The sequence below is a fragment of the Pedobacter sp. genome, from assembly GCF_041662865.1.
Lineage (GTDB): Bacteria > Bacteroidota > Bacteroidia > Sphingobacteriales > Sphingobacteriaceae > Pedobacter.
Window position 1 is genome coordinate 33,492 of record NZ_JBAZRL010000012.1, and the last position, 17,319, is coordinate 50,810.

Annotated in this window: 17 protein-coding genes; 8 read left to right on the forward strand and 9 right to left on the reverse strand. The window is 33.3% G+C overall.

Going from position 1 to position 17,319, the window contains the following annotated elements; translation table 11 throughout:
- The 4 genes from WC622_RS06310 to gpmI all read right to left on the reverse strand — a co-directional run.
- Positions 1–344: SRPBCC domain-containing protein (locus tag WC622_RS06310; RefSeq protein ID WP_372818349.1), on the reverse strand; the 344-nt coding region annotated here is incomplete at its 3' end.
- Positions 345–350: 6 nt separating this feature from the next.
- Positions 351–674 (reverse strand): ArsR/SmtB family transcription factor, encoded by a 324-nt coding sequence (locus WC622_RS06315; RefSeq protein WP_372818351.1) that lies wholly within the window; start codon positions 672–674, stop codon positions 351–353.
- Positions 675–1,012: 338 nt separating this feature from the next.
- On the reverse strand, positions 1,013–1,537 hold the full coding sequence (locus WC622_RS06320; RefSeq protein ID WP_372818352.1) for a hypothetical protein: 525 nt from the start codon (positions 1,535–1,537) through the stop codon (positions 1,013–1,015).
- The gene (gpmI, locus tag WC622_RS06325; RefSeq protein ID WP_372818354.1) at positions 1,537–3,057 is read right to left on the reverse strand and encodes a 2,3-bisphosphoglycerate-independent phosphoglycerate mutase; all 1,521 of its coding nucleotides are present in this window, start codon (positions 3,055–3,057) and stop codon (positions 1,537–1,539) included. Before gpmI ends, WC622_RS06320 begins: the two co-directional genes overlap by 1 nt.
- Positions 3,058–3,220: 163 nt before the next feature.
- On the opposite strand from gpmI, the gene WC622_RS06330 reads away from it, so the two are divergent.
- The 4 genes from WC622_RS06330 (at position 3,221) to WC622_RS06345 (ending at position 6,112) form a co-directional block, all read left to right on the forward strand.
- Positions 3,221–3,622 carry a DUF4783 domain-containing protein gene (locus WC622_RS06330; RefSeq protein ID WP_372818356.1) on the forward strand — a complete coding sequence of 134 codons (402 nt, stop codon included), beginning with the start codon at positions 3,221–3,223 and terminating at the stop codon, positions 3,620–3,622.
- Between the two features lie 45 nt (positions 3,623–3,667).
- Positions 3,668–4,510, forward strand: a complete 843-nt coding sequence (gene nadC / locus WC622_RS06335) for a carboxylating nicotinate-nucleotide diphosphorylase (RefSeq protein WP_372818358.1) — start codon at positions 3,668–3,670, stop codon at positions 4,508–4,510.
- 52 nt (positions 4,511–4,562) lie between these two features.
- Complete coding sequence (gene plsY / locus WC622_RS06340) at positions 4,563–5,210, forward strand: glycerol-3-phosphate 1-O-acyltransferase PlsY (protein ID WP_372818360.1); 648 nt, start codon at positions 4,563–4,565, stop codon at positions 5,208–5,210.
- A gap of 89 nt (positions 5,211–5,299) precedes the next feature.
- On the forward strand, positions 5,300–6,112 hold the full coding sequence (locus tag WC622_RS06345; RefSeq protein WP_372818361.1) for a M48 family metallopeptidase: 813 nt from the start codon (positions 5,300–5,302) through the stop codon (positions 6,110–6,112).
- A 46-nt stretch (positions 6,113–6,158) separates the two neighbouring features.
- Here WC622_RS06345 and WC622_RS06350 read toward each other — a convergent pair whose 3' ends face one another.
- The 5 genes from WC622_RS06350 to WC622_RS06370 all read right to left on the reverse strand — a co-directional run bounded on the left by WC622_RS06350 (position 6,159) and on the right by WC622_RS06370 (position 13,883).
- Positions 6,159–7,412, reverse strand: a complete 1,254-nt coding sequence (locus WC622_RS06350) for an anthranilate synthase component I family protein (RefSeq protein ID WP_372818363.1) — start codon at positions 7,410–7,412, stop codon at positions 6,159–6,161.
- Between the two features lie 88 nt (positions 7,413–7,500).
- Complete coding sequence (locus WC622_RS06355; protein ID WP_372818365.1) at positions 7,501–9,600, reverse strand: response regulator; 2,100 nt, start codon at positions 9,598–9,600, stop codon at positions 7,501–7,503.
- Positions 9,601–9,743: 143 nt separating this feature from the next.
- Positions 9,744–11,021, reverse strand: a complete 1,278-nt coding sequence (locus tag WC622_RS06360; RefSeq protein WP_372818367.1) for an adenylosuccinate synthase — start codon at positions 11,019–11,021, stop codon at positions 9,744–9,746.
- Between the two features lie 40 nt (positions 11,022–11,061).
- The gene (locus tag WC622_RS06365) at positions 11,062–11,550 is read right to left on the reverse strand and encodes a Fur family transcriptional regulator (protein ID WP_182922160.1); all 489 of its coding nucleotides are present in this window, start codon (positions 11,548–11,550) and stop codon (positions 11,062–11,064) included.
- A gap of 119 nt (positions 11,551–11,669) precedes the next feature.
- Positions 11,670–13,883 (reverse strand): bifunctional (p)ppGpp synthetase/guanosine-3',5'-bis(diphosphate) 3'-pyrophosphohydrolase, encoded by a 2,214-nt coding sequence (locus WC622_RS06370; protein ID WP_372818369.1) that lies wholly within the window; start codon positions 13,881–13,883, stop codon positions 11,670–11,672.
- Between the two features lie 109 nt (positions 13,884–13,992).
- On the opposite strand from WC622_RS06370, the gene WC622_RS06375 reads away from it, so the two are divergent.
- The 4 genes from WC622_RS06375 to WC622_RS06390 all read left to right on the forward strand — a co-directional run bounded on the left by WC622_RS06375 (position 13,993) and on the right by WC622_RS06390 (position 17,281).
- Entirely contained in the window at positions 13,993–14,610 is a 618-nt protein-coding gene (locus WC622_RS06375; RefSeq protein ID WP_372818371.1) for a DUF4294 domain-containing protein, read from the forward strand.
- Between the two features lie 6 nt (positions 14,611–14,616).
- A complete protein-coding gene (locus WC622_RS06380; RefSeq protein WP_372818373.1) occupies positions 14,617–15,120 on the forward strand; it encodes a glutathione peroxidase in 504 nt (167 codons plus the stop codon).
- Positions 15,121–15,125: 5 nt separating this feature from the next.
- The gene (gene bshB1 / locus WC622_RS06385) at positions 15,126–15,842 is read left to right on the forward strand and encodes a bacillithiol biosynthesis deacetylase BshB1 (RefSeq protein ID WP_372818374.1); all 717 of its coding nucleotides are present in this window, start codon (positions 15,126–15,128) and stop codon (positions 15,840–15,842) included.
- 77 nt (positions 15,843–15,919) lie between these two features.
- The gene (locus tag WC622_RS06390; protein WP_372818375.1) at positions 15,920–17,281 is read left to right on the forward strand and encodes an acyl-CoA dehydrogenase family protein; all 1,362 of its coding nucleotides are present in this window, start codon (positions 15,920–15,922) and stop codon (positions 17,279–17,281) included.
- Positions 17,282–17,319: the final 38 nt, after the last annotated feature.

A 17,319-nucleotide genomic window follows, 5' to 3' on the forward strand; every position in this document is an offset into this window, starting at 1 on the left:
AGTTTGCTAGTATCGTCGTTCAGTTTTTCAAAGGTTAAAAATTCAAGTTGGATGCCAAATGGGGTATTTTCCATTTCGAAGGTTCGCGTAATTTTCTCGTTTGGTATAAATTCATGGATTACGCCATTAAAGCGATGTTTATTTCCTTTTGGATCAGTCGTTTCAAATTGATAACCACCATGATTTTTGTTTTCCAATTTCAATACTCTTGTTCCCATCCATTGCTCTACAATTTCTGGTTCTACATAAGCTTTAAAAAGCAAGTCTAATGGTAAATCAAACTCCCGTGTAATGTGTAATTCCTGTTTCCCTTCCTCAGCATTAATTTTTGTTTTTCGTTCCATACCGTGTTATTTTTTATCCTGATAGGTTTTCATTATACTTTCTAATTTATTAAATCTGTCGTCCCACATGTTGCGGAAGGGTTCAATAAAATCGGCCACTTCTTTCATTTTTTTTGCATTGATGTGATAAGAAATCTCTCTTCCGTTTTGTTCTTGCTGCAACAATTCGCACTCGGTAAGTATTTGCAAATGTTTAGAAACGGTTGGTCTTGCAGTATCAAAGTTCGATGCGATTGCACCTGCTGTCATAGATTGTGAAGCAACCAATATCAAGATAGCCCTTCTCGTTGGATCCGCTATAGCTTGAAATACATCTCGTCTTAAATTCATTTATGTAGTTATTTGACTACAAATATATGCGTAGCTATTTAACTACGCAAATTTTTTTATGATTTTTTTCTGTGGTATTTTGTTAATGCTTCATTTTTAGTCCTTACAAGCACATTGTGTCATGTTAGTGATGAATTGTCAATCGTTTTTAGTGCACTGAATAACAAAAAAGAATAAGGAAACAAATGCTTGCAAAGGATTTTCTTATCTCTTGTCCGTCATTCCCGTGAAAACGGGAATCGTAAAGCGATAAAAATGCCTGTTATTGCATTAGGATTAGCTGCTCTGAGCACTTCGTGGTTCCCAATCGAGTGGGAATGACGAGTGTAGAAGAAAACCTATTTAAACTTACCAGTAATCTGATATTTCTTTTCATCCATCAGCTTAATGTGCTGTGTCTTTTTTATCTGATATAAACTATCTGGATAATAACTCAAACTATCTTGTGATGTATATAAATCATTCGTGTTGGTTACAAAGACTTTAATAGCCATCAATTTGTTGCCTTTATAGGTTATTTCTAGTTTCTTAACAGGAATTTTTTCGCTATTTGAAGTATATGTTGTTATACTATCTGTTTTGGTTAATTTAAAAGAACCTCTCCACGATGCTTTATTAATATCTGCATCGATAAATGATCTAAATTCCTTTTCCCAGTTTTTGATTAATAGTTTTTTTTCTTCGGCTTTGCCATTTACAAATACCGTTTTATCAATAGCTTGATTTGCTTTTGTTAAACGTGTCGCTTCTTGTTTAAAATAGCTTTCCATATCAAAATATGTTTTAGCTGATATTTTATCTTGTTCTTTTAACGTACATGCGCTACAAAAAAGCACACAATAAGCAAAAATGAGTTTCTTCATTAGACTAAACAATTTCCTGTCATGATTTCAGGAATATCAATACCCATAATTTTTAAAATAGTAGGAGCAATATCACCTAGTTTCCCATCAGCAATGCTTTTGTAATCTTCATCAATTAAAATACATGGAACTAAATTCGTTGTGTGTGCCGTATTTACAGAGCCATCATTATTAATCATAAACTCCGAATTACCGTGATCTGCTAAAATAATAAACGAATATCCATTTGCCACACCAGTTGTTACAACTTGTTCTGCACAAGCATCCGCTGTTTCTACTGCTTTAACAACAGCATCAAAAACGCCGGTATGTCCAACCATATCTGGGTTAGCGAAATTTAAACATACAAAATCTGGCCAACCACTTTCTAGTTCTTTATTTATAGCTGAAGTAATTCCAGCAGCACTCATTTCTGGTTGTAAATCGTACGTAGCCACTTTTGGCGAAGGCACTAAAATTCGTTTTTCATTTTCAAACTCCTTTTCTCTTCCACCAGAAAAGAAAAATGTAACGTGAGGATATTTTTCTGTTTCTGCAATGCGGATTTGATTTTTATGATGTGCTTCTAACACTTCGCCTAAAGTATTTGAAAGATCGTCTTTTGTAAATACAACGTTAACGTTTTCAAAACTTTCATCGTACGTGGTCATGGTTACATAGTACAAAGGCAATTTTTTCATTCCAAAATCTGGATAATCTTTTTGGCTTAACGCCGAAGTAATTTCGCGACCTCTGTCTGTTCTATAGTTAAAACAAATTACCACATCATCTGCTTTAATGGTAGCAGTTGGTGTTCCATCTGGATTGGTTAGAACAATTGGTTTGGTAAACTCGTCGGTAATACCTTCATTATATGATTTTTGGATAGCTTCTTCGGCATTGCTAGCTTTCTCGCCAACTGCATTAACCATTACATCATAGGCTAATTTCACTCGTTCCCAACGGTTATCTCTATCCATTGCATAATAACGACCAATTATACTGGCAATTTTACCCGTAGCGGTTTTTAAATGATTTTCTAAATTTCTAATAAAACCTAAGCCAGAGTTTGGATCTGTATCTCGTCCATCTAAAAAAGCATGAATGAAAACATCTTTTAACCCTTTTTCGTTGGCTGCATCACATAATGCTTTTAAATGATTGATGTGGGCATGTACACCTCCATCAGATACTAAGCCTATAAAATGAACTGCTTTATTATTTTCTTTTGCATAGTTAAAGGCATTTACTAAGGTCTCGTTACTGTGCAAAGTTCTATCGGCAATTGCTTTATTAATTCTGCCTAATTCCTGATAAACTACTCTGCCAGCACCTAAATTCATATGTCCAACTTCCGAATTGCCCATTTGTCCTGCAGGTAAACCAACGGCTTCGCCAGATGCTTCTAGCTTAGAATTTGGATATTTTTTTAAAATAGAATCGAAAAATGGAGTATTGGCAATATAAGCGGCATCAGATTTATCTTTTTTTCCGTAGCCCCAGCCATCAAGAATTAACAGTATGAGTTTTTTAGCTTTCATTTTTAAATTTTTGTATCGGATAAACGAATAATAACTTCGATTTTAATTCATCATTTACCATCACAAATATAAACCTATTAAGGCTTTAATAGAAAGTTTTTAAACATTATGATTGAATAAATGGCATAATTTTAGCTAAAGAATTGTTAGTTTTATAACACACATGATGAAACCGGTACTTGCGTTGTTGCTGTTACTCCTGCATTTTCCCTCAAATAATACGCTACAAGCAGATATTATTGACGATTTGTCTGTGCAATTTAAATTAGGAAACTCTAAAGAAATTGCTAAAAACTTTGCAGCATCTGTAGAATTAATCATCATAGATCAAGAAGATGTATACAGTAAAGCACAGGCAGAACAGATTTTAAAAGATTTTTTCGTAAAAAACCCACCAAATAAAAGTTCCATAATACATCGCTTAAGTACAAACCCAAACTATCGCTTAGGCATATTTTCTGTAGTTGCCAAAACTGGGAAATTTAGGGTAACAATTACCTTAAAGAAAAACCCTGCTAACGTTTTCTTAATCACCGAATTAAGAATTGAGCCTGACAAGGAATAGTATTTTAAACAGTTAATTGCTAATTTTGAATTAAATTTTACTGTTTTGGATAAAAAATTAGTTGATCAGTTTATCAAAAATGCTATTGCCGAAGATGTAGGTGATGGTGACCATACTTCGCTTTCTACTATACCTGCTAACGTTCTAGGTAAAGCAAAGTTAATTGTAAAAGAAGATGGAATTTTGGCCGGAGTTGAACTTGCGCTCGAGATTTTTAATCAAGTAGACTCTTCCTTAAAAGTTGATGTTATGCTACAAGATGGCGCTGCAGTAAAACACGACGATATTGCTTTTACAGTAGAAGGAAGTACTCATTCAATTTTATTAGCAGAAAGATTAGTATTGAATTGCATGCAACGTATGAGTGGTATTGCAACTAAAACTAATCGCATCGTGCAGTTATTAAAGCCTTACAAAACGCAAGTTTTAGATACACGCAAAACAACACCAGGTTTACGCTATTTAGAGAAATGGGCAGTTAAAATTGGTGGGGGTGTAAATCATCGCATTGGTTTATATGATATGATTTTAATTAAAGATAATCATGTTGATTATGCTGGCGGAATTACAAATGCCATTATTGCAGCAAACAATTATTTAAAACAAACACATAAAAAATTAGCAATAGAAATTGAGGTTAGAAACTTAGATGAATTAAATCAAGTTTTAGCTCAAGGAAATGTTGATCGCATTATGCTTGATAATTTTGAATTACCCTTGTTAAAAGAGGCAGTTGATTTAATTGATGGCAGATTTATTACAGAAGCTTCTGGAGGGATTGTCGAAGAAAATGTAGCACAGTATGCGGCATGTGGCGTTGACTATATCTCGATGGGTGCTTTAACTCATTCTGTAAAAAGTTTAGATTTAAGTTTAAAAGCAGTTTAACCCTATAAATTCTACCATCTTGAATCTTATTTTTTTAGTATAATTGTAGGTCATGATTTCGATCTATTCCATTTCAGCTTTAATTGCTGCTTATTTACTCGGCTCTATACCAACAGCAGTATGGTTAGGTCAGGCTTTTTATGGCGTTGACGTAAGGGAATATGGTAGTGGGAATGCTGGTGCTACAAATACCTTTCGTGTTTTGGGCAAAAAAGCGGGAATAGCCGTAATGTTCATCGATATTTTTAAAGGTTATACCGCTACTAATCTTGCACACCTTATTGGCTTATCTGTAACAGGACCACATAACTCAACTCAGTTCGTAAATTATCAATTGGCTCTTGGAGTAATCGCAGTAATGGGACATTTATTTCCCGTTTTTGCCGGCTTCAGAGGAGGGAAAGGAGTTGCCACACTATTTGGGATGGTTCTAGCAGTTAATCCAGCTGCAGCAATGTTGTGTGTTATTGTTTTTGTGACAGTTCTATTAACGACAAAGTATGTATCGCTAAGCTCGATATGTGCAGGATTTACCTTCCCCATAAGTGTAGTGTTTGTTTTTCAGTCTTCGGTGAAATCTGAAGTATTGTACGGGATGTGTGTTTGCTTACTTATTTTAGTCACCCACCAAAAGAATTTGGAAAGGCTACTTAAAGGCAAAGAATCGAAAGTTTATCTTTTTAAAAAGAAGCAGGGTTAAAACTTTTTCAAACTATCTACCATGATATTTGTTAAAAAGAAATACTAATAGATTTAACCTTTGATACGCTCTAAATTTAACTATTTACTATGAAAAAATTAATGATAATAGGTCTTGCAACTGGTTTGTTAGCAATATCTTCTTGTTCTACAGTTCCTTTAACTGGCAGAAGTAGATTAAGTTTAATAGATGACTCGCAATTACAGCAACAAGCAGCTATTGGATATGCGCAGTTGTTAAGCGATCCTAGTACAAAAGTTGTTTCTACAAATTCTTCTCAAACTCAAATGGTGAAAAGAGTTGGGGCGAGAATTGCCGCTGCGGTAACTCAATACATGAATCAAAATGGATATGGAGAGCAGATTAAAAACTATAAATGGGAGTTTAATTTAATTGAAAGTAAGGAAATTAATGCTTGGTGTATGCCAGGAGGAAAAGTTGCTGTTTATACTGGTATTATACCCATAACTAAAGATGAAGCAGGGTTAGCCACTGTAATGGGACATGAAATTGCCCACGCTATTGCACAACACTCTGCAGAGAGAGCTTCTCAAATGGCATTGGCACAAGTTGGCGGTGCAGCAGTTGGTGTTGCTACATCAAATAAATCGGAAACCACACAAGCAGTCGTTAATCAATTATATGGGATAGGTGGTCAATTGACTATTTTAAAGTATGGTAGAAATCAGGAGTTAGAAGCGGATAAAATGGGATTATCATTTATGGCCATGGCTGGATATAATCCTTCTACTGCAGTAGGTTTTTGGCAAAGAATGTCTCAAGCCAGTTCTAACGGAGCGAAACCACCTGTATTTTTAAGCACTCACCCAACTGATGAGTCTAGAATTGCACAAATTCAAAGAGATTTGCCAGAAGCAATGAAATATTATAAAAGCAGATAAAATTAAAATAAAAATATAACAAAGGGAGAAAGAGATTTCTCCCTTTTTATTGCCCTAAAACTTTCAAAATAGCTGAAGCTTTTAACAAACATTCTTCATATTCAGATTCTGGATCTGCTGCGTAGGTTATTGCTCCACCAACTTGAAATGATAGATATTGTTCTTTTTCATTATATAAAATGCTGCGGATAATAACATTAAAATCAAAATTGCCACTTGGACTAATACAACCAAAAGAGCCTGAAAAAGCACCTCTTTTGCTTTTTTCATATGCATCTATCAATTCCATCGCTTTTATTTTTGGTGCGCCAGTCATAGATCCCATCGGAAAAGTATTTTTTATGGCATCAATAAAATGAGTGGTTGGATTAAGTTCGCAGCTAATTGTAGATATCATTTGATGAACCTGAGGAAAAGTGTAAATGCCAAATAATTCATCAACTTTAACACTTCCTTGAACAGCGCTTTTGGTTAAATCATTGCGAACCAAATCTACTATCATTACATTTTCAGCCTGTTCTTTAATGCTTGATTTTAAAGCAATTTTAATCTGCTCATCTTCAACAGAATTTTTGCTTCTTTTTGCAGTGCCTTTTATAGGTTGAGAAATTAAACGATTATTACGTTTGCATAAAAAACGCTCTGGAGTTGCCGATAAAATGTACTTATGATTAATTTTAAAAAATCCTGCAAATGGAGTAGGAGATAGGGTATTCAATTCATTGTAAACAGCCAGTGGATTTATTTCAGCATGGTTTGCAAAAAACTCCTGACAAAAATTGATTTCGTAAATATCACCTCGCTTAATGTGAGTTTTTAATTTTTCAACTGTTTCGATATACGTTTCTTTATCAAACTTACTTTCAATTTTTAAATTGGGTTTTGAAGTTGAATGATTAAGTTTTATCTGATGAATTATTTCAATAATTGAAGGATCGCCTTTAATTACTTTAATTTCATCTCCCTGCAAAGCGATTAAATAAGTGGGTATAAAGAAAAATAAATCTGGGAAATTTAATTGATCTGTATGTTGAGAGCTTAAATCTTCAACTTCGTTTTTAAGTTCATAACTCAATAAACCGAACATCCAATTTTTATGTTCTTCATAAAAAGAGTGAAGTTTATCAAAAGCATTTCCAGCATTTGCTGCTAAAGTATGGTCGCTCCCGATAGCAATCAAGCAATCATATTGCGTATAAGGGTCACTATATTTATTAGAATCTAAACAACAATACACTTCAAATGAAGTTGCCCATTGCAAGGCTTTTTGTTTAAACACATTAATTTCAGCGTTGTTCATTTATCAGCGTAAAGATAATTAAATGTGTTTAGCAATGCTGGATAAGTCTTCAAATTTTAAAAGACTAAAAAATGAATTTGTAAGATATTTAACCAAAAATGGAACTTAATAAATAAAATATTTCGTTCTTATTTAATGGTTTGGAAATGTAATTTGTAAATCCTGAATTTATAATTTTCTCTTTGTCCTCAAATGAAGAATAAGCGGTATTTGCAATTATAGGTATTGTTTTGTTAAACTGTCTTATTAACTCGAAAGCTTCAAAGCCATTCATAATGGGCATTTTAATATCCATAAAGACTAAATCAATGTTGGCATTGTTTGTACAAATTTCAACTGCTTCTTGTCCATTTTTTGCTCTTAAAATCTTATAGTTTTTCAATTGAAGTATTTTCTTGAGCAATAAAAAATTAATGTCATCATCTTCAGCAATCAGAATCGTTTCATTCTCAGCTTTGCTTAATTTGTAAATGTTTTTTACTGAATCTACATCTACTATTGATTCATCATATTTCAATGGAATGATAATTGAAAATGTAGAACCAATTCCTGGCGTTGATTTGACATTAATACATCCACCTAATAATTCAACATAAGCTTTTGTTATAGATAGTCCCAGACCTAATCCTGATATTTCTACGGAGAACTCGTCTTCCACTCGCCTAAATCTATCAAAAATGATTTTCACATTATTCTCATTAATACCTAATCCTGAATCTTCTACCCATATTTCTAAAAGTTTGTCTTCTTCATTTACTTTATAACCAATAGATACATGCCCTTTTTGGGTGAATTTGATTGCATTAGTAATTAAGTTTGTTAAAATTTGGGTTAATTTAATTTCATCTGTAAGAATTTTATGTTTTAAGGGTTCTTTATTCTCATGAATTAAAAATTCTATGCTTTTTTCTTCTGGAATGGTTATTTTAATGGCACGGTGTAATTCTGAAATGCATTTATCTAAATCAAGAGATTGATAATTCGGAGCGATTTGCTTTGAATCAATCTTCGACATTTCTATTAAATCCTCAATAATTGAAATCAAATTCTTTCCACTATTTCTAATTATTTTTAAGTAATCCGTTTTGTCTTTTTGGTTTAAATTAGGGTCATTAAGTAGATCACTAAATCCCATAATGGCATTCATTGGTGTTCTAATTTCATGAGATAAATTTGCCAAGAACGAGGACTTTAGCCTGTCACTTTCCTCAGCCTTTTCTTTAGCTATTTCTAATTGCTTTTTTTGCTTATTATTTTCCTCAAAGAGATTTCCAATGTGTTTAAACTCTCCATGTGTCTTTTTTAAACTTAAAATAGAACTTTCATTTTCCTTTTCTAAGGTACTTGTAATGAGTCTTAAAGGTTTGTAAATCCATCTTCTGTAATAATAAAAATAAATTAAGAAGTTTAGAATTGTAGCAATAATTATAATAAAGAGTATTTTCTTTGTGTTATAAAAATTTAAATTAAATGGTCTTTCAAAACTCAAATTGCCAACCACATCACTTTTCCAATCTTTTAAATTTAAACTGACTTCAATAGAATTTCCATCATTTAAATTCGGATAATTTGTATCATTTACTTTAATTTTTGAGCTAGATATTTTTTCTAAATTTTGAATGAAATTTTGATTTAAAAGTCGAGCCATAAAAAAATACCCTGATGGCTTTGATCTATTCTTTTTAGGATCATCTGATGGGTGGATTGTAGCCCCAAAAACCTCGATTACTCCTTCAGGTATTTTCATATAAAATCGAACCAACTTCGATTTATAAAGAGTTGGCATAATTTGCTTAGGGATAAAATCAATAGATTTTAATTTGGAAGATGTAGTTTTGTTTAGTAATTCTTGGTTTAAACCAAAAATACCTATATAATCTACTTCGTAAGTAGGAAACTCTTTTTCAATATAATTCTTATACCATTTTTGATCTCTGGTTTTGGTAAATTCTACTAACTCATCCCAAAAAGTAACATCTATAATTGCAGCAATATGTGTTTTAGAATTTAACTCAAAAATCGAGTTAGCCTCATTCTGGTATTCTTTATAAGCAGATTTGTAAACCTCTTTTTCTTGTTTTTTTGTATAGAAATACAGAAATAAAAAAAGTAGAAAAAATAATGCTGTTGTGCTTATTATCAACAAGAGCAACCGATAATAAGTATTCAGACTTGAGAGGAATCGCATTTATTTAGTATTTGGCTTCAAAAAATAAATATAACAGATAATATCTTAAATATTTATAAATGCAACTTTAATTCTAGCTTATAACCAAAAAAGCCCATTGAATTTTAGTTCTATGGGCTTTTTTGGTTATAAGAATTTTGTTGTTATCTCAATGTTAACGTTTGTGTTCTGTCTGGTCCAACAGAAAGATATTTAATAGGCACTTCTAATTCTTTTTCTAAAAACGCGATATAATCAGCTAATTGACTAGGAACTTGATCAAGCGAAGTAATTTTTGTTAAATCTGTTTTCCAGCCTTCAATAGCTTTTAAAACAGGCTTTGGTTGAATAGAAATAATATCATAAGGCATATAATCTATTGTTTCTCCATTGTGTTCATAATGAGTACAGGCATAAATAGTTTCAAAACTATCTAAAACATCCGCTTTCATCATAATCAATTCTGTTACGCCATTTAACATAATTGCATATTTTAATGCTGGTAAGTCAATCCATCCGCAACGGCGAGCTCTACCTGTAGTTGCGCCAAATTCATGACCAATTTGACGTAAGTTTTCACCAACTTCATTGTCTAATTCGGTAGGGAATGGACCACCACCTACACGTGTACAATACGCTTTAAAAATTCCAAAAACATTGCCAACTTTATTTGGCGCAATACCTAAACCAGTACACGCACCAGCGGTTGTTGTATTTGATGAAGTTACAAAAGGATAAGAACCAAAATCAACATCTAATAAAGTTCCTTGAGCACCCTCTGCTAAAACTTTTTTTCCAGCTTTTAAATAGTCGTTAACAAAATGTTCGCTATCAACATGAGGAATGTTTTTAATAAATTCTATTGCCTCAAAAAACGCAGCTTCTTTTTCTGTTAAATCATATTCAAATTCGTAATGCGAAAGAATTTCTTTGTGTTTCTCTACTAATTTAGTGTAACGAGCTTTAAAATCGGGTAGGGTAGTATCGCCAACACGTAAACCATTACGGCCAGTTTTATCCATATATGTTGGACCAATGCCTTTTAAAGTTGACCCAATTTTACCAGCTCCCATTTTTTGCTCATTTGCTGCATCTAATAATTGATGCGTCGGCAAAATTAAATGTGCTTTACGAGCAATTACTAATTTTCCGCTTGCTACTGGATCATGGCCAGCTTTTTTTAGATTATCTAATTCTCTTTTTAAAATAATTGGGTCAATCACTACACCATTACCAATAAGGTTCATGATGCCTTCATTAAAAATTCCAGAAGGAATAGTGTTTAGTACAAATTTTTTACCGTCGAACTCTAATGTGTGACCAGCATTTGGACCACCTTGAAAACGGGCTATCATATCGTATTGTGGACTTAAAACGTCAACAATTTTTCCTTTGCCCTCATCGCCCCATTGCAGGCCTAGTAGTACGTCTACTTGCGTCATTATTTTAAATTAAAAAATAGAAATGTTATGAATTGAATAATTAGTTTGCATTTTTTTGAGCGGTTGTTGCTTTAATTGTTGCAGCAGCACTGCAATCAAAACAAACTCCGTACATGTTTAAAGAATGATGTTTAATGTCGAATTTTAATAAATCTCCAACCATACTTTGAATTTGATGGATACGTGGATCGCAGAACTCAACCACTTTACCACAATCGATGCATATAACATGATCGTGCTGATGATATCCATAAGATTTTTCGAATTGCGCCATGTTTTTTCCAAACTGATGTTTGGTTACTAAATCGCATGATACTAATAGTTCTAGCGTATTGTAAACCGTAGCTCTACTTACACGATATTTTTGGTTTTTCATATGGATGTAAAGCGTCTCTACATCGAAATGATCATTTCTAGAATAAATTTCTTCTAAAATGGCGAAACGCTCAGGGGTTTTTCTTAAGTTTTTATTTTCGAGATAGGCTTCAAATATTTTTCTAACCAACTCATTGGTATTCTGTCCAGACATAGTTTTAAACTCCTCTCCAAAGGTATGTAAATGATTACACCGATTAAAATGATTTTACCGATTAATAATTAACAAAGTGTAAAGATTGTTAATACATTTTGTCAATTAGCTAATTGTAGTTATTGGGCATCAAATCTTGTAACTCCGGTTACACCCTTTACTTCTAGCAAATTTTTAATCAAATTATCTAAATGCTCTTTGTCATTTACAAAAATCATAATCGATCCATCAAAAATTCCATCATTTGTATCAACTGTAATAGAACGCATATTTACCTTAAAATCGTTAGAAATTACTTTTGTAATGTTATTAATTAACCCTACATCATCAATTCCAATAATATGTAAACCAGTTAAAAATGTAAGTTCTTGTTGACCGTTCCATTTTGCTTTTACTACCCTGTAACCATAGTTTGCCATCAGCTGGGCTGCATTTGGGCAATTAGTACGATGAATTTTAATGCCTTCGTTTACCGTTACAAATCCAAAAACATCATCGCCAGGAATTGGGTTACAACAAGCTGCAAGTGTATAATCTATCTTTTGTAAATCTTCACCAATTAATAAAATATCAGATTCGGGACCCTTAACTTTGTTTAATAAAGCCTCAACCTGTTTACCATCGTTTTTATAATCATTACCACGATTCTCAATTTCTTTTTCACTAGAGAGGTAATCCTTTAAATCTTTCAACTCAATTTTTCCATTAGCTACCGCGATGAAAAGATCTTGTGTAGATTGGAGCTTAAAGAAATACGTGAGTTTATTTAAGTTATCAGTATTGTATGTAATTTTTAAAGATTTGAGTTTGCGCTCTAACGTTTCCTTACCATTTTCAGCAATTTTCCGTTTTTCTTCTTTTAAGGATGACTTAATTTTTGATTTGGCCTTAGCAGTAACTACTATATTTAGCCAGTCTTCTTTAGGAACTTGCTTGCTAGACGTGATAATTTCTACCTGATCGCCATTTTGTAACTTATGAGAAAGCGGTACCAATTTATGGTTTACCTTAGCGCCAATACATCTAGCGCCTACATCGGTGTGAATTTCAAAAGCGAAATCAAGAGCTGTTGCCCCTAGAGGCAATTGCAATAAGGCGCCTTTTGGGGTAAAAATGAAAATCTCATCAGAAAAGAGATTCATTTTAAAATCATCTAAAAAGTCAAGTGCATTAGCTTCCGGATTACTTAGCATTTCTCTAACTTTTTGAATCCACTGGTCTAATCCGTTATCGTTGCTCGATTCTTTATATTTCCAATGCGCAGCAAAACCCTTTTCTGCAATTTCATTCATTCGTTGCGTACGAATTTGTACTTCAACCCATTGGCCTTTAGGACCCATTACTGTAGTGTGTAATGATTCGTACCCATTCCCTTTTGGAGATGAGACCCAATCTCGTAAACGATCTGGATTTGGACGATATAAATCAGTAACGATAGAATAGGCTTTCCAGCAATCTGCTTTTTCATGTTCAGGCGCACTATCTAAAATAATTCGAATGGCAAAAAGATCATATACTTCTTCGAAAGGAATATTTTTCTTTTTCATTTTATTCCATATCGAATGGATAGATTTTGGACGGCCAAAGATATTTGCTACCAATCCCTGCTCAGCTAAAATTTCATTTACAGGCTCTACAAATGTTTTTATGAATAAATTTCGTTCTGCTTTTTTCTCATTTAACTGAGTGGCGATGAATTTATACGTATCAGGCTCAAGATACTTCATTGATAAATCTTCCAATTCAGATTTAATCGCATATAATCCTAATCGATGAGCAAGGGGAGCGTATAAATAAATGGTTTCCGAAGCAATTTTTAGCTGCTTTTGCCTCGGCATAAAATCCATGGTACGCATATTATGCAGGCGGTCCGCAAGTTTAATTAAGATTACACGAACATCATCTGCTAAGGTTAAGAGCATTTTTCTAAAATTCTCAGCCTGTAACGAACTATTGTAATCAAAAACTCCAGATATTTTGGTTAAACCATCAATAATCTTAGCGGTTTTCTTGCCAAACTCACGCTCAATATCATCCAATGTAATATCTGTATCCTCAACAACATCATGCAATAAAGCACATACAATGGATGTTGTACCCAATCCAATTTCCTCTGCAGCAATTTGGGCAACAGCTATAGGATGATAAATATAAGGTTCACCGGACTTTCGACGCATATCTTTATGGCTTTCAAGCGCCATTTCGAATGCTTTTCTAATTTCTTTCTTGTCTCCTTTTTGTAATGTAGATTTAGAAGCACGCAAAAGCGCACGATACCTTTTTAAGATTTCCTGCTTTTCCGCCTCAATATCAATCACTAAAGTGCTCTTCATTTGTTTTTTCTAGGTAAAATTGTAGTAATTTAAGCTATAAAAGATTATATTCGATTGTAGATAAAACGAATATATAAAATTAGCTTTAACTTTGTATAGGCATAAATTTATGAAATATTATCGTCTCTTTATTCTGTTTATTGTCATCATTGCTTCAAATGCGGTAAAAGCACAAGAAAGCAGTGCAAGTGCTATTTGGCCTGTTTTAGGAAAAAATGATACAATTAGAGTAGCTGCTACAAATGATAATGGCTACATGATACCATGGATTGGTTTAGATGAAGTTGTAATTAATGGTAAACGAATTTGGCATTCTGCCGAAGAACAAGCTGCTTATAATAGATTAAGGTACAATGTATTAAAGGTAATGCCTTATGCATTATATGCTAAAAGAAGATACGAAAAACTAGAAAGCGATTTAGCAACAGTTACAGAAAAGAAGGATCAAAAGAAATTGGTAAAAGAATGTGATAATGAAATTAAAAACATGTTTAATACCGAAATAAAAGAACTGACCATCACTCAAGGTCAGATTTTAACCAAATTGATAGATCGTGAGCTTGGACGTACAACTTATGATATTGTCAAGCAAACAAAAGGAGGCTTCGCAGCGTTTTCCTACCAATTAGTGGCTAGGGTAGTTGGTCACAATTTAAAAAACACCTACGACCCTGTTCAAGAAAGAGACATTGAATCCATCATTGTCAATTCTGGTTATTATCAATAATTAAAAATGAATTCAACTCAAACCATCTATCCATTTAAAGCAAAATTATTAAGTGGAAAGGAAAAAACCTTGTCTGATTATAAGGGAAAAGTGCTGCTAGTTGTAAATACAGCTTCCGGTTGCAGCTTTACACCACAATTAAAAGAATTACAAGAACTTAGAGATAAATATGCAGATCAAGGGTTTGAAGTTTTAGGTTTCCCCTCAAATGATTTTGGTAGACAAGAACCGTTAGACGGTGCAGCTATAAATGAGTTTTGCGAAGTAAACTACGGAGTTAAATTTCCAGTTTTCGAAAAGGTAATGGTGAGAGGAAGTCAAGCCCATCCGTTATTTAAGTTTTTGAGCGAAAAGAAACTGAATGGACATCTAAACTCCTCTCCGAAATGGAATTTTCATAAATATTTAATCAATAAAACCGGCGAAGTAGTGGATTATTTTTATTCTTTCACAAAGCCAAATTCCTCAAAAGTAAAAAAGAAAATTCAGCACCTGCTGGATGAAAAATAAATAGAATGAAGTTAGATATACTTGTTTTTGCTGTACATCCTGATGATGCGGAATTAGGCTGTTCTGGAACCATTTTAAAACATATTGCCTTAGGAAAAAAAGTAGGAATTGTTGACTTTACGCGTGGCGAATTAGGTACAAGAGGTACTGCAGAAACACGTGATGAAGAAGCAGCAGATTCTGCTAAAATTTTAGGATTACATGCTCGTGAAAACCTAAAATTTAGAGATGGTTTTTTCAAAAATGATGAAGAACATCAGCTTGAAATCATCAAAATGGTGCGTAAATATCAACCAGAGATCATTTTGACAAACGCTTTGCATGATCGTCACCCAGATCATGGTAGAGCCGGAGATTTAACAAATGACGCTATCTTTTTATCAGGATTAGTTAAAATTGAAACTAAGCTTGATGGAGTTACGCAAGAAGCATGGCGCCCTAGATTAATTTTGCAATACATTCAAGATCGATACATCAAACCAGATGTTATAATTGATATAACTGATGTTATGGATAAGAAAATAGAATCTATAAAAGCCTTTAAAACTCAATTTGCTAGCAGTGATACGAGTGAGCCCCAAACATATATCTCTACTCCTGAATTTTTTGATTCTGTAATTGCTAGAGCAAGGGAATTTGGTAAAAACATTGGTGCTAAATATGGCGAAGGCTTTACCTCTAGGAAACTGTTAGGTGTAGAGAACCTTTTCAATTTGCTTTAAATACGTATCTCTTGCCCTATTGATTTTGGTTTTATAACAAACTAGATAATTATTTGTTACTCTAAAAACGAATAATTATGCCAAATATATTCTCTTCTCTCAAAAATGCCTATCAGCTTTTTAAACACATCGATTTTAATCAGCTAGATGCTTTATCAAAAAAAGTAGATTTACCCAAGATGGTAGAAACTATATCTGCTTTAGATGATAAACAATTATCAGGCATGATGAAAATGATGGATGGTAATACTAAAAAGAAAGAATTACCACCAATAGAAGGAGACTTTTATCATTTAGGTGATGAAGCGTTAAAAGATGAAGATAGAGCGCTACAACTAAAGGTTAGGGCTTTTTTAGAAAAAGAAGTAAAACCAATTGTGAATCATTATTGGCTAAAAGCTGAATTCCCTTTTGAACTTATCCCAAAACTAGCTGAATTAAACATTTGCGGTTTAACCTATCAAGGTTACGGCTGCGCCGGAAAATCTAATTTAATGGAAGGTATTCTAGCTATGGAAATGGCTCGGGTTGATACTTCTATTTCTACTTTTTTTGGAGTACAAAGTGGTTTAGCTATGGGTTCTATTTATTTATTAGGATCTGAAGCGCAAAAACAACAATGGCTTCCATCTATGCAACAATTTAAAACAATTGGTGCGTTTGGTTTAACCGAACCAGAAGTTGGTTCGGCAGCGGCGGGTGGATTAACTACCACTTGTAGGAGAGTAAATAATAAATGGATTATAAATGGTCAAAAAAAATGGATTGGTAATGCAACTTTTGCCGATATTTTGATCATTTGGGCTAAAGATGAAGAAAGTAATGAGGTGAAAGGTTTCATCGTAAAAAAGGACAATCTAGGTTTTGCAGTAGAAAAAATGATGGATAAAATGGCACTACGTATTGTGCAAAATGGATTGATTACTTTAACTAATTGCGAAGTGGATGAAGAAGATCGTTTGCAAAATGCCAATTCATTTAAAGATACTGCAAAGGTTTTAAAAATGACTAGGGCAGGAGTTGCTTGGCAAGCAGTTGGTTGTGCAAGAGGTGCTTATGAAGCAGCATTAAAATACACACAAACACGTAAACAGTTTGGCAGACCAATTGCTTCTTTTCAATTGATACAAAATCATTTGGTAGAAATGCTTTCTAATTTGACTGCTATGCAAACGTTGTGTTTTCGCTTATCGCAGCTGCAAGACCAGGGTTTATTGACAGATGAACATGCCTCTTTAGCCAAAGTTTTCTGTTCTATGCGAACTCGCGATGTGGTAAGTAGAGCTCGAGAAGTAATGGGCGGCAATGGAATTTTGCTAGAATATGATGTTGCTAGATTTGTAGCTGATGCAGAAGCTATTTATTCTTATGAAGGAACTAAAGAAATTAACACCTTAATTGTTGGAAGAGCGATTACTGGTTTTTCTGCTTTCGTTTAGCAGCATATATAAAAGCCGCAGTTGACAGATTTAATCTG